This is a genomic window from Microcella frigidaquae, assembly GCF_014200395.1.
GTDB lineage: Bacteria > Actinomycetota > Actinomycetes > Actinomycetales > Microbacteriaceae > Microcella > Microcella frigidaquae.
Genome location: NZ_JACHBS010000001.1, coordinates 1,789,343 through 1,806,559, shown reverse-complemented (window position 1 = coordinate 1,806,559; position 17,217 = coordinate 1,789,343). Strand labels below are relative to the sequence as shown.

Below are 17,217 nucleotides of genomic sequence, written 5' to 3'. Positions count from 1 at the left end.
GTACCGAGGCGAACGCACGTGTCGGTAAGCCGTCCGAGCCAGCAGCGCAAAGCCAACGGGCCTCCTCACTAACTCGGAGTCGTCACCAACCCGGAGTACGAGTGCAGACCGGTGAACATGGTATTGACCACCGTGTAGTTGAAGATGATCGCGGAGAACCCGACGATCGCCAACCACGCAGAGCGATCGCCGCGCCAGCCGCGCGTTGCGCGGGCGTGGATGTAGCCGGCGAACAGGGTCCAGATGATGAAGGTCCAGACTTCCTTGGTGTCCCAGCCCCAGTACCGTCCCCACGAACGCTCGGCCCAGATCGCTCCGGCAATCAGCGTGAAGGTCCACAAAACGAATCCCACGATGTTGATGCGGTACGCCAACGACTCGAGGGTTGCGGAGCCAGGCAGGGTGTCGAGAAAACGAAGGCCGGCGACCGCACGTGCTTCGCGCCGATAGCGCAGCAACTGCACGACAGAAAGCCCGGCACCCAGAGCGAAGAACGCCGTCGCAAGAGAAGCCACGAGCACGTGAATGACTAGCCACGCTGATTGCAACGCGGGCGGTAGGGGCACGACATCGACGTAGTAATTGACCGTAACGATGCCGAGTGACAAGACCGTGAAGCCAGTGATGTAGGCCCCCAGGAACCGAAGGTCCTTCCAGAGCTGCGCAAGAAGAAAGACCCCGACCCCCATCGCAGTCGCGACCAACCCAAACTCAAACAGGTTGACCCAGGGCACCCGTTGGGCCGCGATGCCGCGAAACACGACAGCCGCGAAGTGCAGCACCCAGCCGAGAATCGTCAGCGCGAAAGCCGCGCGCTGAAAACGGGTCGCACCGCCGAGGCCCTCAGAGTCGGCGCGTGGCAACTCAGTGCGGGAGAGCTCTGTTTGCTCAAGCGCCTCAGCCGGTGCTGACGCGCCGACACTCGCACCCACAGGCGCCTGAGTTCGTTGGGGAACCTCGGTACTGCGCTTGGCGAGATCGAGCGTGAAGAGCAGGAACGCGACGGTATAGACGCCCATCGCGGAATACACCGCGACGACCGACAGCGAAACGAGATTGTCCATGATTCTCCTAAAGTACGCCGCGCTACCTGGAAGTGCGGCCCGAAATCGCCTGTTCGTGCTGCTGAGCGAGTTGAGAGACGGCCGCTTCAAGCCCTGGGTCGTCTCCGCGCGAGAGTCCGGCGTATTGCAGATCAACGACACCGTCGCGAGCCGCCGCAGCCACCCACAAGCGCCGTCGCGGTACGAAGAGGCTCGTCAACAGGCCAGCAAGCGCAAGCAATGCGGCGACGAGCACGACTGCTTGGGTGGGGTCATGATGGATCTCAACGCTCACAAAGCGCGGCAGGCTGGTGAATTCCACCGAGCCGAGGCCTGCAGGAAGTTGAGCGGAATCTCCCATTCCAAGAATGATCGACTCCTCTCCCGAGTCACCACCCGTGAGTTGCGTGAGTGACTCCGTGTCGAGCGCGTACACGTTGCGCGGTACTCCGTCGTTGATGCCGAGGTCGCCGACGAAAGCGTTCAGCGTGACAACAGGTTGGTCCGGTTCCGGAAACAGCGATGTCAGAGCCCCTGACTCGAGTTGAGCCGCTGAGGGGTAGAAGAACCCGATCAACCCGACCTGTTGGTCGAGTCCGTCGGGAACTTTGATGATACCGAGGCTCGTGAGATTCGAGTCCTGGGGCAAAAACGGAACAGGTTGACTGAACACAGCGGTTCCGTCTGCATCACGAACCGTGATCCACGGCGCGAACCCGTTGCCCAGCAGGTAGGTGGTCGTGCTCCCGATCCCCACCGGCTGGTTGACCTTGATCTCCTCCTCGCGTTCCCCCCCCTGCTCGACGATCGTGACGGCAGCGGTGTAGTCGAGAGCGATCGGGAAACCCGTCGTGGTGTCCAGGTCGTAAACGGGAACAAACTCGTCGAGCCGAATGGAGAACGGATCAAGTCGAGACTCGTCGAAGAATCTCCCAGGGCTGAACGAGTCATAGCTCGTCAACTGATTCGTAAAGGTTTGTCCTTCCACGATGACACGCTGACCGTAGTAGCGAAATCCGCCGAGAAATCCAACGGCGATCAACACCAAGACGAGCGAGAAGTGAAAAACCAGATTGCCCGTCTCGCGAATGTATCCACGCTCAGCGGAGATCGAGTCTCCGTACCGTACGACCCGGTACCCCTGTCGGCGCAGCACCCGCTCGCCGTCGTCAAGTACGTCATCCACCTGTCCTTCTGCCTGTCGTTCGGTGAAACCCACCAGTCGGTTCAGGCGCGCAGGTGTCGCGGGTGGCGCAGCTCGCAACGCTCTCCAGTGGTGAAGTGTGCGCGGTATCACGCAGCCGATGAGCGAGATGAAGAGAAGAAGGTAGATCGCTGAGAACCAGGCAGAACTGTAGGTGTCGAACAGCTGGAGGCCATCGAGAATCGGAAACAGATCGGGGTTGTTGCGCTTGAATCTGATGACTCCGTTGGGGTCGGCTGAGCGTTGCGGCACGAGCGAGCCGGGGATCGCCGCGACGGCGAGCAACAACAAGAGCACCAGGGCCGTGCGCATGCTCGTGAGTTGCCGCCACCCGAAACGCAACCACCCGACGGCGTTGAGCTTGGGTTGCGTGATCGATTCGCGCTTGCTGTCGTGGTGATCAGAGGGGCGTAACGGTTCCACCGATCACCGCCCCCAGACTCGACACAAACATTTGCCACAAACCGGTCACCATGGCGAGTCCAATCGCGATCAGCAGGCTGCCGCCGATGATGTTGATAATGCGGATATTGCGCTTGAGCCACTCGGTCGCGCCCGCCACCCAGCGGAACCCGAGCGCGACGAGCAAGAACGGAATGCCCAGACCGAGGCAGTACATCAGCGCGATGAGAGCCGCCCGACCGATATCGCCCTCGTTGAGCACGAGCGCGTTGACGGCGACGAGCGTGGGGCCAATGCACGGCGCCCACCCGAGCCCGAAGACGACACCCAACAGGGGCGCGCCGCCCAGACCGGTCGCGACCCGGATGCGCGGCGCAAGAGATCGCTGCAAAAACGACACCTGCCCAATGAAGACGAGCCCCATGAGAATCACAATGACGCCAGCGATGCGCGTGATGAGGCCGATCCAGGGCAGGAGCAAGAGCCCCGCAGTGGCGAACACGATCGACAGGCTCACGAACACGACGCTGTAGCCGAGCACGAAAAGCGCGACGCCGAGCAGGAGTCGACCCCTGCGCTGATCGAGTTCGGTGGAGTTGGTGACTCCTCCGATGTAGGCGAGGTAGCCCGGCACGAGTGGCAAAACGCACGGCGACGCGAAGGCCAAGAACCCTGCGGCGAGCGCGATCGGCACCGCGAGCAGCAGGTTGCCGCTCAGCACGATCTCACCAATCGGGTTCACCACACTGCTGAACGCACCCGCGAGAGCGGTCACGGTGCCTCAGCGAGTGCGTCGGTGATCATTGAGCGCAGCACGCTCGGCTCACTCAGCAACCCAGAGATACGAGCGGCAACGCGCCCCTGTCGATCGAGCACGAGCGTCGTCGGCACCGAGTTCGGCGCCACTTCGCCCGCGAACGCGAGACGCACAGATCCAGAGTTGACGTCGAGGATCGACGGGTAGGTCACCCCAAATTCGTTGGCAAACGCGAGAGCGGTGGGGGCCTGATCGTAGATGTTCACTCCCAAGAAGCTCACGCCGTCAGCGGCGAACTGCTGGGCGATCTGCTCCAGGTCGGGTGCCTCGACGCGACAGGGTGGGCATGCTGCAAACCAGAAGTTCACGACAAGCACGTCACCGCGATAGTCATCGCTCGAGACCGTGTCGCCATTCTCAACCTCGCCGACAAATTCGATCGGCTCGCCACGGTCGGCCTCGGCGATAACGGTGAACGCGCCATCGCCGGAGATGTACCCCTGACCGGTGCCAGCGCGGTACTGCTGAGCAAGAGGATCGCTCGCGGCACACCCGGCGAGAAGGATTAGCGCCGTGGCGAGGACAGTGACGCTCCCGAACCACGCGGACGTGTGACGCTTCATACTGCTCCTAGGTCGGTCGACTCTGTGACTAAGTCTGCACTCGGTTCCTGATAGCCGCTCTCAGCGAAGCGGCCGTCGACCCACGCGAAGCTCGTGAGGCTCGAGAGCGAGCAGCGGCGGCGGCGGGGGTCGTGGTGCAGCGGCTCGCCGGCGAGCGCGCGGTGCACCATCCAGATGGGCAGCTGGTGGCTGACCATGACGACCTCGCCCGCGTCGACGGCCTCGCGCGCCTCGTGCATCGCGGCGAGCATCCGGGCCGCGATATCGACGAACGGCTCGCCCCAACTCGGCACCCGGGGGTTGCGCAGCAGGTGCCAGTTGCGCGGGTCGGCGATCGTGCGGCCGTTCATGCGCTTGCCCTCGAAGCGGTTGGTCGGCTCGATGAGGCGCTCGTCGGTGCGGATGTCGAGGCCGAAGGCTTCGGCCCACGGCGCCGCCGACTCCTGCGCGCGCTGCAGCGGGCTGGCATAGAGGGCGGTCACCGGATGCCCGGCCAGACCCGTGACCGCCGCGGCGGCCATGCGGTGCCCGAGGTCGCTGAGCCCGAACCCCTCGAGCCGCCCGTAGAGCACGTGCCCGGGGTTGTGCACCTCGCCGTGGCGCACGAGATGGACGAGGTCGGCGGGCACGACTCAAGTCTAAGAGAACGGAGAAGCCTGGGTCGCAGCCCCGGCATGGCCAGCACCGCGCACCCGTCGGAGCCGAAGCGGCGGGAACGCTCGCCAGAACTGGCGGCCGGATAGTGTGCCGTGACACTGACAGGAGTGGCGTCAGCGAGACGCGGCGCCGTAGTTCTTGCAGAGGGTCACAGATTCGCCGGTGGCGTCGAGCAGCCGCTCAGCTGAACGGAGTAGGTCAAAGAGCTCAGGGTGGGTGAGCGAATACAGCGAGGAACGCCCCACCGGGCGCACTGCCACCAGTTCACATTCGCGGAGACAAGCAAGGTGCTGGGAGACGGTGGACTGAGCCAAGCCGAGTTGCTCGGTGATCTCGGCAACCCTCTTCTCTCCGCTCATAAGAATCTGTAGCACTCCGAGGCGAGCGGGATCGGCGAGGCTGTGAAACAGAGCGGCCGCCGGTTTGAGAACCGACCGAGCGGAATCGGACGTCGACACCGTCATGATTCGATCGCAAGGGTCAGCCGAGGACATCGATCAACCGAGGAACAACGCCCGACTCGACAAGGATGAAGAGGCCGAGCCCGATGAAGACCACGGGCACGAGCCAATGCTCTATTCGTTCGAGCGCCTCGGTCACTCTCCGGTTCGTGCCGATCGCCCGCCCGAGCGCGCACCATGCGGCCACGAGGACGAGGAACACCACGATCGTAATCGCCGTGTCTGTCGGCGAAAAGGTGCGGAACACCGGCGTGTAGAGCGAGATATTGTCCGCTCCATTCGCAATGGTGATCCCCGCGACACCGAGAAGCCCGACCGCCTTCAGCGCCGACTCTGCTTCGTCATCGTCATCGTCTTTGCTCTTGCGGAGCCCGCGAAAGAGCCCGATGACGCCGATAGCAAGTGGTATGACGCCGAGGAAGCCAACCCACTGATCCGGAACAACGGTGAGACCCAGCGCGGCGACCACGCTGATGGCGACCAAGGTACTGAAACCGAGGTACTGGCCCAGCACGATCTGCCAAGGTCGGGGTCCGCCCCGCGTCGAGGCCAGGAACAGGACCGTCAGCACCACGATGTCATCGATATTGGTCGCCGCGAACATGCCTGCAGCGACAACGATCGTTGAAATCACGCTGGCTCCTCTTCGTTCTGTAAACATTAAGTATCAGCGATGTTATCGTCCTTTAGCGATGATGAATACCTTGCAGAAGGTTTCAGGCTGTTGCCGAACCCTCGATGTGCGGCCTACAACGTCACTGATGTGAGCGTTGCCCCGACGAGCGGCAGGGAAGCCGTAGGGTCAGCCTCGCCGGACACGCCAAAGATGCCAGCGGGCGGATACGCGGACCTCTCACGAGAGAGCCCCGAGCCGCGCATCCGGGCGACGGTAGGCTCTTCTCTCGTGACTCGCACCCCCATCAAAAACCTCGCCCCCTTCCCCGACGGCTTCGTGACAGTGGCGGGGTGGGTCGAGACCGTCCGCGACCAGAAGAAGGTGCAGTTCGTCATCCTGCGCGACGAGTCGGGGGCTGTGCAGCTGGTCAACCCGGCGACGAGAGACCTCGAGGACGGCGCCTCGGCAGAAGAGCACGCCGCCGCTGCGCTCACCGAGACGATCGGCGGGCTCGCGCACGGCACGATGATCCGCGTCACGGGCGAGCTCAAGCACGACGAGCGCGTGAAGCTCGGCGGTATCGAAGTCAAGATCGCGACCCTCGAGGTGGTGAGCGAGGCGCTTCCCGAGACGCCCATCGCCGACGACTCGAGCCTCGACAAGCGCCTCGACTGGCGCTTCCTCGACCTGCGCCGCCCCGAGGCCTCCCTGATCTTCAAGATCCAGACCACCTTCGAGCACGCGCTGCGCAGCTGGTGGGTCGAGCGCGACTTCATCGAGATCCACACGCCCAAGCTCATGGCGAGCGCCTCCGAGAGCCGCGCCGAGCTGTTCGAGATGGAGTACTTCGAGACGAAGGCCTACCTCGCGCAGAGCCCGCAGTTCTTCAAGCAGATGGCGCAGCCGGCCGGCTTCGGCAAGGTGTTCGAGATCGCCCCGGCCTTCCGCGCCGACCCCTCCTTCACCTCGCGGCACGCGACCGAGTTCACGTCGATCGACGCCGAGATCAGCTGGATCGACTCGCACGAGGACGTCATGCAGATGCACGAGCAGCTGCTCGCGCACGCGATCGGTGCCGTGGCCGCGAAGCACGGTGCGGCGATCGAGGCGGCGTTCGGTGTCGAGCTGAGCGCGCCGACGACGCCGTTCCCCCGCATCCCGCTCGCCGAGGCGCGCCAGATCGTGGCGGATGGCGGCTACGAGATCCCCCGCGCCGACGGTGACCTCGACCCGGAGGCCGAGCGCCGTCTGTCGGCCTGGGTGAAGGCCAACCACGGCAGCGACTTCGTGTTCGTCACCGACTACGCCACCGGAATCCGGCCTTTCTACCACATGCGCCGCGAGGGCGACCCGACGGTCACCAACAGCTACGACCTGCTCTACAACGGCACCGAGATCTCCACCGGCGCCCAGCGCGAGCACCGTCTCGACGTGCTCATCGGGCAGGCGCGCGAGAAGGGGCTGGAGCCGGAGGAGCTCGAGTTCTACCTCGACTTCTTCCGCTACGGCGTGCCGCCGCACGGTGGCTTCGGCATGGGCCTCGCACGCGTGCTGATGCTCATGCTGGGCCTCGGGTCGATCCGCGAGACGACGTACCTCTTCCGCGGACCGACCCGCCTGCTGCCGTAGCGCGCCGCACGGCGCCGCGCCGCGCCGGCCCCGGCCGCCATGAGGTCGCCCGTTGGCGATGACGCCGAACATTCGCAGTCACCGCGAACAGAGCGACTCATCGCCAGGGCGATTCGGCCGACCGAGCTGCACGTCGCGACCTGCGCAACGCGCGGCGCCTAGGTGAGGTCGACGATCGTCGCGCCCGCGGCGTTCTTCATGACCGACTCGACGGCGCTCTTCGCCGACGACTTCTGCACGTAGTTCTCGCTGACGGCAAGCGTCTGGCCGTTGGCCGACACGATGCGCCAGAAGTACGGCTGCTTCTCGCTCTTGCCCTTGACGATCTCGAACTTCATCGGACTCTCCCGTCTGTGGACGGCTCCATCGCCACCCCTGTTCGGGATGCTATGCCGCGGCCGCACGCCGCGCCAGACCCCGTGGGCGCATGCGCGGCGACTAGAGAGTGAAATCGGGTCGCACGCGCCAGCCGGTGTCCTCCTCCAGGCGCGCGAGCAGGGTGAGCGCCTGCAGCCGCGCGTGATCGTCGCTGACCGTCGAGTAGACGTCGATCGCGAGCGGCGGCGGCTCGCCGAACTTGGGGATCTCGATCTCGACCCACGCGCCGTCGCGGTACCCGGCGCCGTCGAGCAGCACGTACGGGCGCATCGTCTTCTGCTGCTCGACGGGGCGGTCAACGGCGAGGGCGACGATGGCGAGAGCATCCAGCTTCGTGACGGCGCTCATGACGACGATCGTGGCGCAGTACTCCGCGGGCTCGGCCGGGCGGCGCAGCAGCTGGCGGAGGGCGTCGAGCATGCCCCCACGGTAGAACGACTTGCTGAGCGGTTGCCCCGGAATACGCCTGGCGCTCTATGCGTTTGCATGGATATCATCGAGAGCCCCCGATCGAAAGAGTCGACCATGACCGCAACCACCGAAGGCCTGCACCACGTCACCGCGATCGCCGGCGACCCGCAGAAGAACATCGATTTCTACATCCGCGGGCTGGGCCTGCGCCTGGTCAAGAAGACCGTCAACTTCGACGACCCCGGTACCTACCACCTGTACTACGGCGACGAGTCGGGTCGCCCCGGCACGCTCATGACCTTCTTCCCGTGGCGTGGCATCCAGCCCGGCCGCATCGGCGCGGGCCAGTCGACCTCGACCGCCTTCTCGGTTCCGGCCGGCTCGCTGGGCTGGTGGGTCGACCACTTCGCCTCGGTGGGCGCCGAGGCGCGCATCACCTCGACGTCGTCGAGCGAGGAGCGCCTGCTCGTGCGCGATCCCGACGGCCTGCAGATCGAGCTCGTCGCCACGCACCAGCACGATCCGCGCGACCCGTGGGACTCGGCGAGCGTTCCCGCCGAGTACGCCATCCGTGGCCAGCACTCCAGCGTGCTGACGGTGCGCGACGCCGAGCGCACCATTGCTCTCATGGTTAACGACCTCGGCATGCGCATCGTCGAGGAGGAGGGCAATCGCACCCGTCTCGCCGCGGGTGACGGCATGCCCGGCGCCCTCGTCGACGTGCACGCCTCGAGCCTCGCCCCCACGGGCCTGAGCGCGGGCGGCACCGTGCACCACATCGCCTTCCGCGTGCCCGACCAGGCCACGCAGCAACTGTGGCGCGACGAGCTCGCGAGCAAGGGCCACCGGGTCACCGAGATCCTCGATCGCCAGTACTTCACTTCGATCTACTTCCGCGAGCCGGGCGGGGTGCTCTTCGAGATCGCCACCGACACCCCCGGCTTCGCCATCGACGAGCCGCTGCTCGAGCTCGGCCGCTCGCTCAAGCTCCCGCCGTGGCTCGAGCCCTCGCGCGAGCAGATCGAGCGCGCCGTGATCCCCGTGCAGCTGCCGGAGGAGAACAACCCCGAGGTGGCCGCATGAGCGCGGATGCTCTGCCGACGGTCGACCTCACTGAGTGGCCGCACACCTTCACCGAGGGTGACGCCGCCGACGCGCCCGTCGTGCTCACGCTGCACGGCACCGGCGGCGATGAGCGGGAGATCGCCGCACTGGGCCCCGCTCTCGTGCCCGGCGCCGCCGTGCTCTCGCCGCGCGGCCGTGTGCGCGAAGGGACGGCGAACCGCTGGTTCCGCCGTCTCGGCGAGGGGGTGTTCGACGTCGACGACGTGATCGCCCGCGCCGGCGAGCTCGCCGCCTTCGTCACCGCGGCGCGCGAGCGCTACGGGCTCGGCGAGCGCCGACTGATCGCCACAGGATTCTCGAACGGGGCCAACATCGCGCTCGCGACCGCGCTGCTGCACCCGGGCGTGGTGTCCACCGTCGTCGCGTTCAGCGGCATGCACCCCTTCGCCGACCGCGAGCCGAGCGGCTCGGCGGCCGGGGTCGCACTGCTGCTGCTCAACGGCGACCAGGATCCGATGGCACCGGCGGCGAGCGTCGACCGGCTCGAGGCCTACGCGACCGCGCGGGGCGCATCCGTCGGCCGGCACCGCCGCCCCGGCGGGCACGGCATCGACCGCGCCGAGCTGGCCGCGGCGCAGCAGTGGGTGGCCGCGCGGCTCTGACCGCCCTCGCCGGCGACAGGCGGCGAGTTCCGGGCGGCGGGCTGCGTTCGGCGCGCACCGCGAGGCCCGCGGTGGCAGAGTGGGCGGCATGATCGAACCTGCTCCGCCGACTGCGGCCCTCGCCGATGCCTGCGTGCGGCTCGGCGTGCCGCTGCGCGTCGGGCCCGCATCCCTGTGCCCGATCGCCCCGCACGCCCCGATCGCGGGGCCGGCCATGCCGGTCACGCACGCCGGGAGCGTCGACGTGTTCCTCGAGGCGATCGACGATGCGCCGACCGGAGCGGTGCTCGTCGTCGACAACGGCGGCCGCGATGACGAGGCCTGCGTCGGCGATCTCGTCACCCTCGAGGCCCGCGAGGCAGGACTCGCGGCCATCATCATCTGGGGCCGCCACCGCGATACGGCGCAGCTGATCGAGATCGGTCTGCCCGTGCACAGCCGCGGCGCCCTCCCGCCGGGACCGCGCCGGGTTCCGCCCGCCGGGCGCTCGATGCGCACGGCATGGCTCGACGGCGTCGAGGTGACGGCCGACGACATGGTCGCGGCCGACGACGACGGGGTGCTGCTCATCCCGACCGCCGACTGGCCGCGCGTCCTCGAGTCCGCTCGGGCCATCCAGCAGGTCGAAACCGCCCAGGCCGAGCGGATGCGGGCCGGCGCCAGCCTGCGCGCGCAGCTCGACTTCGCGGGCTATCGAGCCCGGCAGGCGACCGAGCCCGACCTCAGCCTGCGGCGCTACCTCGCCGAACGCGGCGGCGCGATCGAGGTCTGACCACACCCGGGTGCGCCGGACGGGTCAGCGCGGCAGGTTCGCCTCGATGAGGGCGATGATCTCGGGCGCGTCGGGCTGCACGTTCGGGCGGAAGCGGTGCACCTCGCCGTTCGGCAGCACGAGGAACTTCTCGAAGTTCCAGGCGACCGGGCCGGCGAGCCCGTGGCTGTCGGGGGTCTCGACGAGCTGCGCGTAGAGCGGATGCCGCTTCTTGCCGTTGACCTTGGTCTTCTCGGTCATCGGGAAGGTCACGCCCCAGGTCATGCTGCAGTACTCGGCGATCTTCTTCTCACTCGAGAGCTCTTGCAGGAACTGGTTCGAGGGCACGCCGAGCACGGTGAAGCCACGATCGCTGTACGTCTTCTGCAGCCGCTCGAGCGACTCGTACTGCGGCGCGAGACCGCAGCGCGATGCGACGTTGACCACCAGGACGACCTGACCGGCGAACTCGGCGAAGGTCGTTTCGCGGCCGTCAATCATCGTGAGCGGGGCATCCAGGAGAACGGTCATGACTCGACGGTAGGAGGCCCGGCTGGGAATCCCCGGGTCGTATGCAAAACTTCTACTCTGAAAGTACCCGGCGCACGGGCCGCCGACGAGAGGGCGAGGGAGCATGGCACGGAAGCTCGATGAGCCGCAGGCCGCCGACGCGCCCGCGCTCGACCTGCCCTACCGGTCGGCCGCGCTCGCGGCGATCATCCGTCTGATGTCGACGTTCTCGTCGGCGCGCTTCCAGCGGCAGGTGGTGGATGCCCGCGCCCTGCCCGACGACCCGAACGCGCTGCCCGCCCTCTTCGCGATCAGCACCGGGCAGGCGCGGACACCCACGGCCCTGGCCGCGGCGCTGCACTGCTCGCCGGCCACCGCCAGCCGGGTGATCGAGAGCCTCGCCGCCTACGGGATCGTCGTGCGCGCCCCTCATCCCGACGACCGGCGCTCGACGGTGCTCGCGCTGACCCCCGCTGGCCGCGCGCAGGCGAGCGCCCTGTTCGCGGCGGGCGACCAGCTCATGGAGCGCCTGCTGAACGACTGGAGCGCCGACGACCGCGCCGACCTGCAGCGACTGCTCCTGCGCTTCGCCGCCGCCCTCGACCGCGAGGCGGCCGGACCGCCCGTCGCCTGACCACCGCCGTCACGACACCCGTCGACCGACCGCATCACCGCGACCGCGCACGCGCGCGGCGCACACCCCAGAAAGAGAGAACGACATGGCCATCTACGCCGTCACCGGCTCGGCATCGGGCATGGGCCGCGCCGCCGCCGACCGCCTCCGCGCCGCCGGGCACACCGTCATCGGTGTCGACCTGCGCGACGCCGAGGTCATCGCCGACCTGTCGACCCCGGAGGGTCGCCGCGCGGCCATCACCGCGGTGCTCGCCGCAGCGGGCCCGCGCCTCGACGGGGCCGTGCTGGCCGCCGGGCTCGGCCCCGGCAAGGGCGACGAGCGGCTGCGGCTGATCGCCGAGGTCAACTACTTCGGCACCGTCGAGCTGCTCGAGGGCTGGCGCGAGGCGCTCGCGGCCGCCGGCGGCGCGAAGGTCGTCATCTTCTCGTCGAACTCGACCACCACGGTGCCGCTGGTGTCGAGCCGCACCATCCGGGCATTCCTGAAGGGTGATCGGGCCAAGGCCGTCGCCTCGACGAAACTGATGGGCGACAACGCCGGCGCCTTCGTCTACGCGGGCTCGAAGATCGCGCTGACCCGGTGGATGCGCCGCGCGGCCGTGCGCGCGGAATGGATCGGTGCGGGCATCCGTCTCAACGCGGTCGCCCCGGGCGCGATCCTGACGCCGCTGCTGCAGGCCCAGCTCGATGACCCCGAGACCGCGGGGGCGATCGAGTCGTTCCCGGTTCCCGCCGGCGGGTTCGGCACCCCGGAGGGCATCGCCGCCTGGGTCGAGTTCATGCTCTCGCCGGCCGCCGACTTCCTGGTCGGCAGCCAGATCATCGTCGACGGCGGCACCGACGCCTACTTCCGCAGCGATGACTGGCCGGTGCCGGTGCCGCTGCGCGGCCTGCGCGCCTACCTGCGCCGCAGCAAGGAGTTCGCCGCGGCGAAGGCCGCACGCTGAGAAACGAGGGCCGCCTCCGGGGCGGCCCTCGTTCGTCGCATCGGCGGGGAGCTCAGCGCATGCGCTCGGGGCGCAGGTCGAGTCGCCGCAGCAGCTGCGCGTTCAGCGCGACCACCACGGTGGACGCCGACATGAGCAGCGCCCCGACCGACATCGGGAGGATGAACCCGACGGGAGCAAGGATGCCCGCCGCGAGCGGCACGGAGAGCAGGTTGTAGCCCGCCGCCCACCAGAGGTTCTGCTGCATCTTGCGGTAGCTCGCGCGCGACAGCTCGATCACCGACAGCACCGAGCGCGGGTCGTCGCTGGCCAGGATCACGCCGGCCGAGCCGATGGCGACGTCCGTGCCCGCGCCGATCGCGATGCCGACGTCAGCAGCCGCGAGCGCCGGGGCGTCGTTGACGCCGTCGCCGACCATCGCGACCGTGAGGCCCTCGGCCTGCAGCTCGGCCACCTTCGCGGCCTTGTGCTCGGGCCGCACCCCCGCGAACACCCGGTCGATGCCGAGCTCGCGGGCGACCGACTGCGCGACCGCTTCCGCGTCACCCGTGATCATGACCACGGTGATGCCGCGAGCGTGGAGGGACTCGACGGCTTGCCGCGACTCGGCGCGGATCTCATCGGCGAGCGCGAGCGCCCCGACGACCTCCTCGTCGACCAGCACGTGCAGGATGATCGCGCCCTCCTCGCGCCAGGCGTCCGCGACGGGCAGTTCGGCGGCATCGTGGCGGGCGAGCATGGCCGGCCCGCCGACGCTCACCGTGAGCGCGCCGATCCGAGCGGTCACGCCGGTCGCGGGGCTCGATGTGAAGTCGGCCGCCGTCGGGATGCTCAGCCCGCGCCCCTCGGCGGCCCGCACGATCGCCCGCGCCAAGGGGTGCTCGCTGTCCGCCTCCGCCGCGGCGGCCAGGGCCAGCAGTTCGTCGGCATCGTGGTCCCCCGCCGACTCGACGTCGGTCACCGTCGGGGCACCCTTGGTCAGCGTGCCGGTCTTGTCGAAGAGCACGGCGTCGACGGTGCGCATGCGCTCGAGCGCGAGGCGGTCCTTGACCAGCACACCGCCGCGGGCCGCGCGCTCGGTGGCGATCGACACGACGAGCGGGATCGCGAGGCCGAGCGCGTGGGGGCACGCGATGACGAGCACGGTGATCGTGCGGATGATCGCGTCCCCGGGCATCCCGACCGTGAACCAGACGACGGCGGTGATGGCGGCGGCGCCGAGCGCGAACCAGAACAGCCAGGCCGCGGCGATGTCCGCCAGCCGTTGCGCACGCGACGATGAGGCCTGCGCCTCGGCGACGAGGCGACGGATGCCCGCGAGCGCCGTATCGTCGCCGACGGCCGCGACGCGCACCCGCACCCCCGAGTCGGTCGCCACCGTTCCCGCCACCACCGTGCCCCCGGCCGCCCGGCGGACGGTGCGGGATTCTCCGGTGATCATCGACTCATCGAAGGACGCCGCGCCGTCCACGATCTCCCCATCGGCCGGCACCCGTGCACCCGGGCGCACGACGACGACGTCACCGACGCCCAGGGAGCTCGGCGCGACCGCCTCGATGCCGTCGGCGGTGACGCGCTCGGCCTCGTCGGGCAGAAGTGCCGCGAGCGCGTCGAGCGCATTCGTGGTCTGCGCGAGCGAGCGCATCTCGATCCAGTGGCCGAGCAGCATGATCACGACCAGCAGGGCGAGCTCCCACCAGAAGTCGAGCTCGTGCGGCAGCACGCCGAGGCTGGCGCCCATGCTGGCGACGAAGGCGGTCGTGATCGCGAGGCCGATCAGCAGCATCATGCCGGGGCGCCGACGGCGCAGCTCGTCGACCGCCCCCGTCAGGAAGGGGCGACCACCCCACGCGAAGATCACCGTGCCGAGCACGGGGGAGATCCACTCGATGCCCGGGATCTCCGGCAGCTCGTAGCCGAGCACCATCGCGAACATGCCGCTGAAGGCGACGACCGGGATCGCGAGGAGCAGGTTCCACCAGAAGAGGCGGCGGAAGATCGCGACGTGGCCGTCGTGGCCGCCGTGATCGCTGTGGCCGTGGTGCACGCCGTGAGCATCGTGCGCGCCGTGAGCATCGTGCGCGCCGTGCGCATCGTGCGCCGCGCGGTCGTGGTGCGTGGATGTCTCGTTCATGCCGACCACGGTAATACCCCCCTGGGTATTTTCAACGGTCGGCGGAAACGACGATGCGGCGGAGGGCATCCCCCGCCGCATCGGTCGGTGCATGCTGCTGCTAGTGGCGCGAGGCGGGCTCCTGCTCGACATCGCCGGCCTCCCGGCCGGCGTCCTTGCGGGTCTTCCACAGGCTCAGGACGGTGGCGACGATGATCGTCGTCGCGATGAACCCCAACGAGAACCAGATCGGGATCTCGGGAACCCACTTCACCGGCTCACCGCCGTTGATGAAGGGCAGCTCGTTGACCTTGAGGGCGTGAGAGATCAGCTTGATGCCGATGAACGAGAGAATCACCGCGAGGCCCTGCGCGAGGTAGACGAGACGCTCGAGCAGTCCGCCGATCAGGAAGTACAGCTGGCGCAGACCCATGAGCGCGAAGGCGTTCGCGGTGAAGACGATGTACGCCTCCTCGGTCAGGCCGTAGATGGCCGGGATCGAGTCGACGGCGAAGATGAGGTCGACGAATCCGATGGCGACGATCACCAGCAGCATGGGCGTGAAGAAGCGCTTGCCGTCGATCTTCACCGACATCTTGTCGCCGTGATACTGGTCGACGAAGGGCAGGTGGCGGCGAGCGAACTGCACGATGCGCAGGTTCTGCGGGTCGTTGTCATGCGAGGCGAAAGCCTGACGGTAGGCCAGCACGAGCAGCAGGGCGCCGAAGATGTAGAAGATCCACGAGAAGTTCGCGATCAGGGTCGCGCCCACGGCGATGAAGATTCCGCGCATGATGAGCGCGATGGCGATGCCGATCAGGAGCACCTTCTGCTGGTACATCTTGGGCACCGCGAAGGCCGACATGACCAGGAGGAAGACGAAGAGGTTGTCGACCGACAGCGCCTTCTCGGTGAGGTAGCCGGCGAAGTACTCGCCGCCGAACTGCCAGCCCGACACCATTCCGATGCCCACGCCGAAGAGCAGCGCCAGGGCGATGTAGAACGCCGACCACTTCGCCGATTCGGCGATGGTCGGCTCGTGCGGCTTGCGCACGTGCGCGTAGAACTCCCAGATGAAGAACGCGACAGTGACGGCGATCGTGATGATCCAGATGAGGGGTGTGACACCCATGAGGGCTCCTTGGACAGGGCGGCTGACCAAGGTCTCGTCCGCACCATCTGCATGATGCAAGCCGCCCGGAGCGCGATGGCGCGCCCGTACTGACGAGTCGGCTTCGAAGGACTACTCCCCTTGAACCGACTTAGGATACCGGCAATCCGAGTCGGGTTCGTGCCGCTCTCGGCGTACTCGGAGTTCGGTGCCCTCGCCGTTCTAGGCTGAGACTCCCCAATGCAAGGAGGGTTCATGCGCGCGATCGTCATGACCGAGACGGGCGGGCCCGAGGTGCTGCGGGCGACGGATGCTCCGCCTCCCACCCCCGCCCCCGGCGAGGTGCTCGTGCGCACGCACGCCGCCGGGCTCAACTTCATCGAGATCTACCAGCGCACCGGCGGCTACCGCGTGAGCCTGCCCTTCACCCCGGGTTCGGAGGGAGCCGGCGTCGTGGAGGCGCTCGGCGAGGGCGTCACGACCCTGCAGATGGGCGACCGCGTGTGCACGGCCGAAGCGACCGGCACCTACGCCGAGCTGTTCACCGTGCCCGCCGAGCGCGCGGTCGTGGTGCCCGAGGGCATCGGGCTCGACGTCGCCGCGGCCCTGCCGCTGCAGGGGCTGACCGCGCACTACCTGGCGACCGCAGCGGCGCATCCGAAGCCCGGAGAGACGGTGCTCGTGCACGCCGGCGCCGGCGGGGTCGGCCTGCTGCTCACCCAGGTGCTCGTCGCCCGCGGGGTGCGCGTGATCACGACGACCTCCGATGACGAGAAGGCCGAGCTGAGTCGGGCGGCGGGTGCCTGGCGCAGCATTCCGTACGAGGGCTTCACGGATGCGGTGCGCGCGCTCACCGACGGCGCAGGCGTTCCCGTGGTGTACGACGGGGTCGGGCGGGCGACCTTCGACGACTCGCTGGCGAGCCTCGCGGTACGCGGCGAGCTCGTGCTGTTCGGCGCCGCGAGCGGACCGGTGCCGCCCTTCGACCTGCAGCGCCTCAACGCGGGCGGGTCGCTTAGCGTCACCCGCCCCTCGCTCGGGCACTTCCTGCGCACCCCCGCCGAGCGGTCGGGCCGCTACCGCGAGCTGTTCGCGATGCTCGAGTCGGGGTCGCTCGACGTGCGCATCGGCGCCCGCTTCCCGCTCGCCGAGGCCGGCGCCGCGCAGGCCGCACTCGCGAGCCGCGGCACGACCGGCAAGGTGCTGCTGGTGCCGTAGTCGCCGCCCGACGGCCGGCATGC

The 17,217-nt window shown here is 68.2% G+C and carries 19 protein-coding genes; 7 read left to right on the top strand and 12 right to left on the bottom strand.

Going from position 1 to position 17,217, the window contains the following annotated elements; all coding sequences use genetic code 11:
• Positions 1–68: 68 nt before the first annotated feature.
• From ccsB to BJ959_RS08850, 7 genes are all read right to left on the bottom strand, one after another.
• Positions 69–1,064 carry a c-type cytochrome biogenesis protein CcsB gene (gene ccsB / locus BJ959_RS08880; RefSeq protein ID WP_047566727.1) on the bottom strand — a complete coding sequence of 332 codons (996 nt, stop codon included), beginning with the start codon at positions 1,062–1,064 and terminating at the stop codon, positions 69–71.
• Between the two features lie 22 nt (positions 1,065–1,086).
• Positions 1,087–2,559: a cytochrome c biogenesis protein ResB gene (gene resB, locus BJ959_RS08875; protein ID WP_243739086.1), complete on the bottom strand. Its 1,473-nt coding sequence runs from the start codon at positions 2,557–2,559 to the stop codon at positions 1,087–1,089.
• Between the two features lie 88 nt (positions 2,560–2,647).
• On the bottom strand, positions 2,648–3,424 hold the full coding sequence (locus tag BJ959_RS08870) for a cytochrome c biogenesis protein CcdA (RefSeq protein WP_197075249.1): 777 nt from the start codon (positions 3,422–3,424) through the stop codon (positions 2,648–2,650).
• On the bottom strand, positions 3,421–4,029 hold the full coding sequence (locus BJ959_RS08865; RefSeq protein WP_153983107.1) for a TlpA family protein disulfide reductase: 609 nt from the start codon (positions 4,027–4,029) through the stop codon (positions 3,421–3,423). The genes BJ959_RS08870 and BJ959_RS08865 overlap by 4 nt, the downstream gene beginning before the upstream one ends.
• Positions 4,026–4,658: a histidine phosphatase family protein gene (locus BJ959_RS08860; protein WP_153983106.1), complete on the bottom strand. Its 633-nt coding sequence runs from the start codon at positions 4,656–4,658 to the stop codon at positions 4,026–4,028. Before BJ959_RS08860 ends, BJ959_RS08865 begins: the two co-directional genes overlap by 4 nt.
• Positions 4,659–4,799: 141 nt before the next feature.
• Positions 4,800–5,150, bottom strand: a complete 351-nt coding sequence (locus BJ959_RS08855; RefSeq protein ID WP_047566731.1) for an ArsR/SmtB family transcription factor — start codon at positions 5,148–5,150, stop codon at positions 4,800–4,802.
• 16 nt (positions 5,151–5,166) lie between these two features.
• Positions 5,167–5,781, bottom strand: a complete 615-nt coding sequence (locus BJ959_RS08850; protein ID WP_047566732.1) for a cadmium resistance transporter — start codon at positions 5,779–5,781, stop codon at positions 5,167–5,169.
• A 270-nt stretch (positions 5,782–6,051) separates the two neighbouring features.
• Here BJ959_RS08850 and aspS point away from each other — a divergent pair, with 270 nt between their 5' ends.
• Positions 6,052–7,392 carry an aspartate--tRNA(Asn) ligase gene (gene aspS, locus BJ959_RS08845; protein ID WP_341800061.1) on the top strand — a complete coding sequence of 447 codons (1,341 nt, stop codon included), beginning with the start codon at positions 6,052–6,054 and terminating at the stop codon, positions 7,390–7,392.
• 158 nt (positions 7,393–7,550) lie between these two features.
• On the opposite strand, the gene BJ959_RS08840 is transcribed toward aspS, so the two are convergent.
• Both BJ959_RS08840 and BJ959_RS08835 read right to left on the bottom strand, forming a co-directional pair.
• Positions 7,551–7,730, bottom strand: a complete 180-nt coding sequence (locus BJ959_RS08840) for a YegP family protein (protein WP_153983104.1) — start codon at positions 7,728–7,730, stop codon at positions 7,551–7,553.
• Between the two features lie 100 nt (positions 7,731–7,830).
• Positions 7,831–8,190, bottom strand: a complete 360-nt coding sequence (locus tag BJ959_RS08835; protein WP_153983103.1) for a hypothetical protein — start codon at positions 8,188–8,190, stop codon at positions 7,831–7,833.
• A 105-nt stretch (positions 8,191–8,295) separates the two neighbouring features.
• Between BJ959_RS08835 and BJ959_RS08830 the strand changes: the two genes are divergently transcribed.
• The 3 genes from BJ959_RS08830 to BJ959_RS08820 all read left to right on the top strand — a co-directional run bounded on the left by BJ959_RS08830 (position 8,296) and on the right by BJ959_RS08820 (position 10,680).
• Positions 8,296–9,264, top strand: a complete 969-nt coding sequence (locus BJ959_RS08830) for a ring-cleaving dioxygenase (RefSeq protein WP_153983102.1) — start codon at positions 8,296–8,298, stop codon at positions 9,262–9,264.
• Positions 9,261–9,908 (top strand): alpha/beta hydrolase, encoded by a 648-nt coding sequence (locus BJ959_RS08825; protein WP_153983101.1) that lies wholly within the window; start codon positions 9,261–9,263, stop codon positions 9,906–9,908. Before BJ959_RS08830 ends, BJ959_RS08825 begins: the two co-directional genes overlap by 4 nt.
• Positions 9,909–9,996: 88 nt before the next feature.
• Positions 9,997–10,680 carry an RraA family protein gene (locus BJ959_RS08820; RefSeq protein WP_153983100.1) on the top strand — a complete coding sequence of 228 codons (684 nt, stop codon included), beginning with the start codon at positions 9,997–9,999 and terminating at the stop codon, positions 10,678–10,680.
• 24 nt (positions 10,681–10,704) lie between these two features.
• On the opposite strand, the gene BJ959_RS08815 is transcribed toward BJ959_RS08820, so the two are convergent.
• Positions 10,705–11,190, bottom strand: coding sequence for a glutathione peroxidase (locus BJ959_RS08815; RefSeq protein ID WP_153983099.1), 486 nt, complete (start codon positions 11,188–11,190; stop codon positions 10,705–10,707).
• A 103-nt stretch (positions 11,191–11,293) separates the two neighbouring features.
• Between BJ959_RS08815 and BJ959_RS08810 the strand changes: the two genes are divergently transcribed.
• Positions 11,294–11,803: a MarR family winged helix-turn-helix transcriptional regulator gene (locus tag BJ959_RS08810; protein WP_153983098.1), complete on the top strand. Its 510-nt coding sequence runs from the start codon at positions 11,294–11,296 to the stop codon at positions 11,801–11,803.
• Between the two features lie 85 nt (positions 11,804–11,888).
• Positions 11,889–12,752 (top strand): SDR family oxidoreductase, encoded by an 864-nt coding sequence (locus tag BJ959_RS08805; protein ID WP_183321955.1) that lies wholly within the window; start codon positions 11,889–11,891, stop codon positions 12,750–12,752.
• 52 nt (positions 12,753–12,804) lie between these two features.
• Here the strand turns inward: BJ959_RS08805 and BJ959_RS08800 are convergent, their stop codons facing one another.
• Positions 12,805–14,886: a heavy metal translocating P-type ATPase gene (locus tag BJ959_RS08800; RefSeq protein WP_243739094.1), complete on the bottom strand. Its 2,082-nt coding sequence runs from the start codon at positions 14,884–14,886 to the stop codon at positions 12,805–12,807.
• 100 nt (positions 14,887–14,986) lie between these two features.
• Positions 14,987–15,997, bottom strand: a complete 1,011-nt coding sequence (locus BJ959_RS08795; RefSeq protein ID WP_153983184.1) for a TerC family protein — start codon at positions 15,995–15,997, stop codon at positions 14,987–14,989.
• A gap of 234 nt (positions 15,998–16,231) precedes the next feature.
• Between BJ959_RS08795 and BJ959_RS08790 the strand changes: the two genes are divergently transcribed.
• Positions 16,232–17,194, top strand: coding sequence for a quinone oxidoreductase family protein (locus BJ959_RS08790; RefSeq protein ID WP_153983185.1), 963 nt, complete (start codon positions 16,232–16,234; stop codon positions 17,192–17,194).
• Positions 17,195–17,217 lie beyond the last annotated feature (23 nt).

Coding starts and splice junctions, on each gene's coding strand:
- BJ959_RS08815 (WP_153983099.1), bottom strand. CDS start 11,190: ATGACCGTTCTCCTGGATGCCCCGCTCACGATGATTGACGGCCGCGAA.
- BJ959_RS08865 (WP_153983107.1), bottom strand. CDS start 4,029: ATGAAGCGTCACACGTCCGCGTGGTTCGGGAGCGTCACTGTCCTCGCC.
- BJ959_RS08825 (WP_153983101.1), top strand. CDS start 9,261: ATGAGCGCGGATGCTCTGCCGACGGTCGACCTCACTGAGTGGCCGCAC.
- BJ959_RS08855 (WP_047566731.1), bottom strand. CDS start 5,150: ATGACGGTGTCGACGTCCGATTCCGCTCGGTCGGTTCTCAAACCGGCG.
- BJ959_RS08820 (WP_153983100.1), top strand. CDS start 9,997: ATGATCGAACCTGCTCCGCCGACTGCGGCCCTCGCCGATGCCTGCGTG.
- BJ959_RS08810 (WP_153983098.1), top strand. CDS start 11,294: ATGGCACGGAAGCTCGATGAGCCGCAGGCCGCCGACGCGCCCGCGCTC.
- BJ959_RS08800 (WP_243739094.1), bottom strand. CDS start 14,886: ATGAACGAGACATCCACGCACCACGACCGCGCGGCGCACGATGCGCAC.
- BJ959_RS08805 (WP_183321955.1), top strand. CDS start 11,889: ATGGCCATCTACGCCGTCACCGGCTCGGCATCGGGCATGGGCCGCGCC.
- BJ959_RS08795 (WP_153983184.1), bottom strand. CDS start 15,997: ATGGGTGTCACACCCCTCATCTGGATCATCACGATCGCCGTCACTGTC.
- BJ959_RS08835 (WP_153983103.1), bottom strand. CDS start 8,190: ATGCTCGACGCCCTCCGCCAGCTGCTGCGCCGCCCGGCCGAGCCCGCG.
- ccsB (WP_047566727.1), bottom strand. CDS start 1,064: ATGGACAATCTCGTTTCGCTGTCGGTCGTCGCGGTGTATTCCGCGATG.
- BJ959_RS08830 (WP_153983102.1), top strand. CDS start 8,296: ATGACCGCAACCACCGAAGGCCTGCACCACGTCACCGCGATCGCCGGC.
- resB (WP_243739086.1), bottom strand. CDS start 2,559: ATGCGCACGGCCCTGGTGCTCTTGTTGTTGCTCGCCGTCGCGGCGATC.
- BJ959_RS08790 (WP_153983185.1), top strand. CDS start 16,232: ATGCGCGCGATCGTCATGACCGAGACGGGCGGGCCCGAGGTGCTGCGG.
- BJ959_RS08840 (WP_153983104.1), bottom strand. CDS start 7,730: ATGAAGTTCGAGATCGTCAAGGGCAAGAGCGAGAAGCAGCCGTACTTC.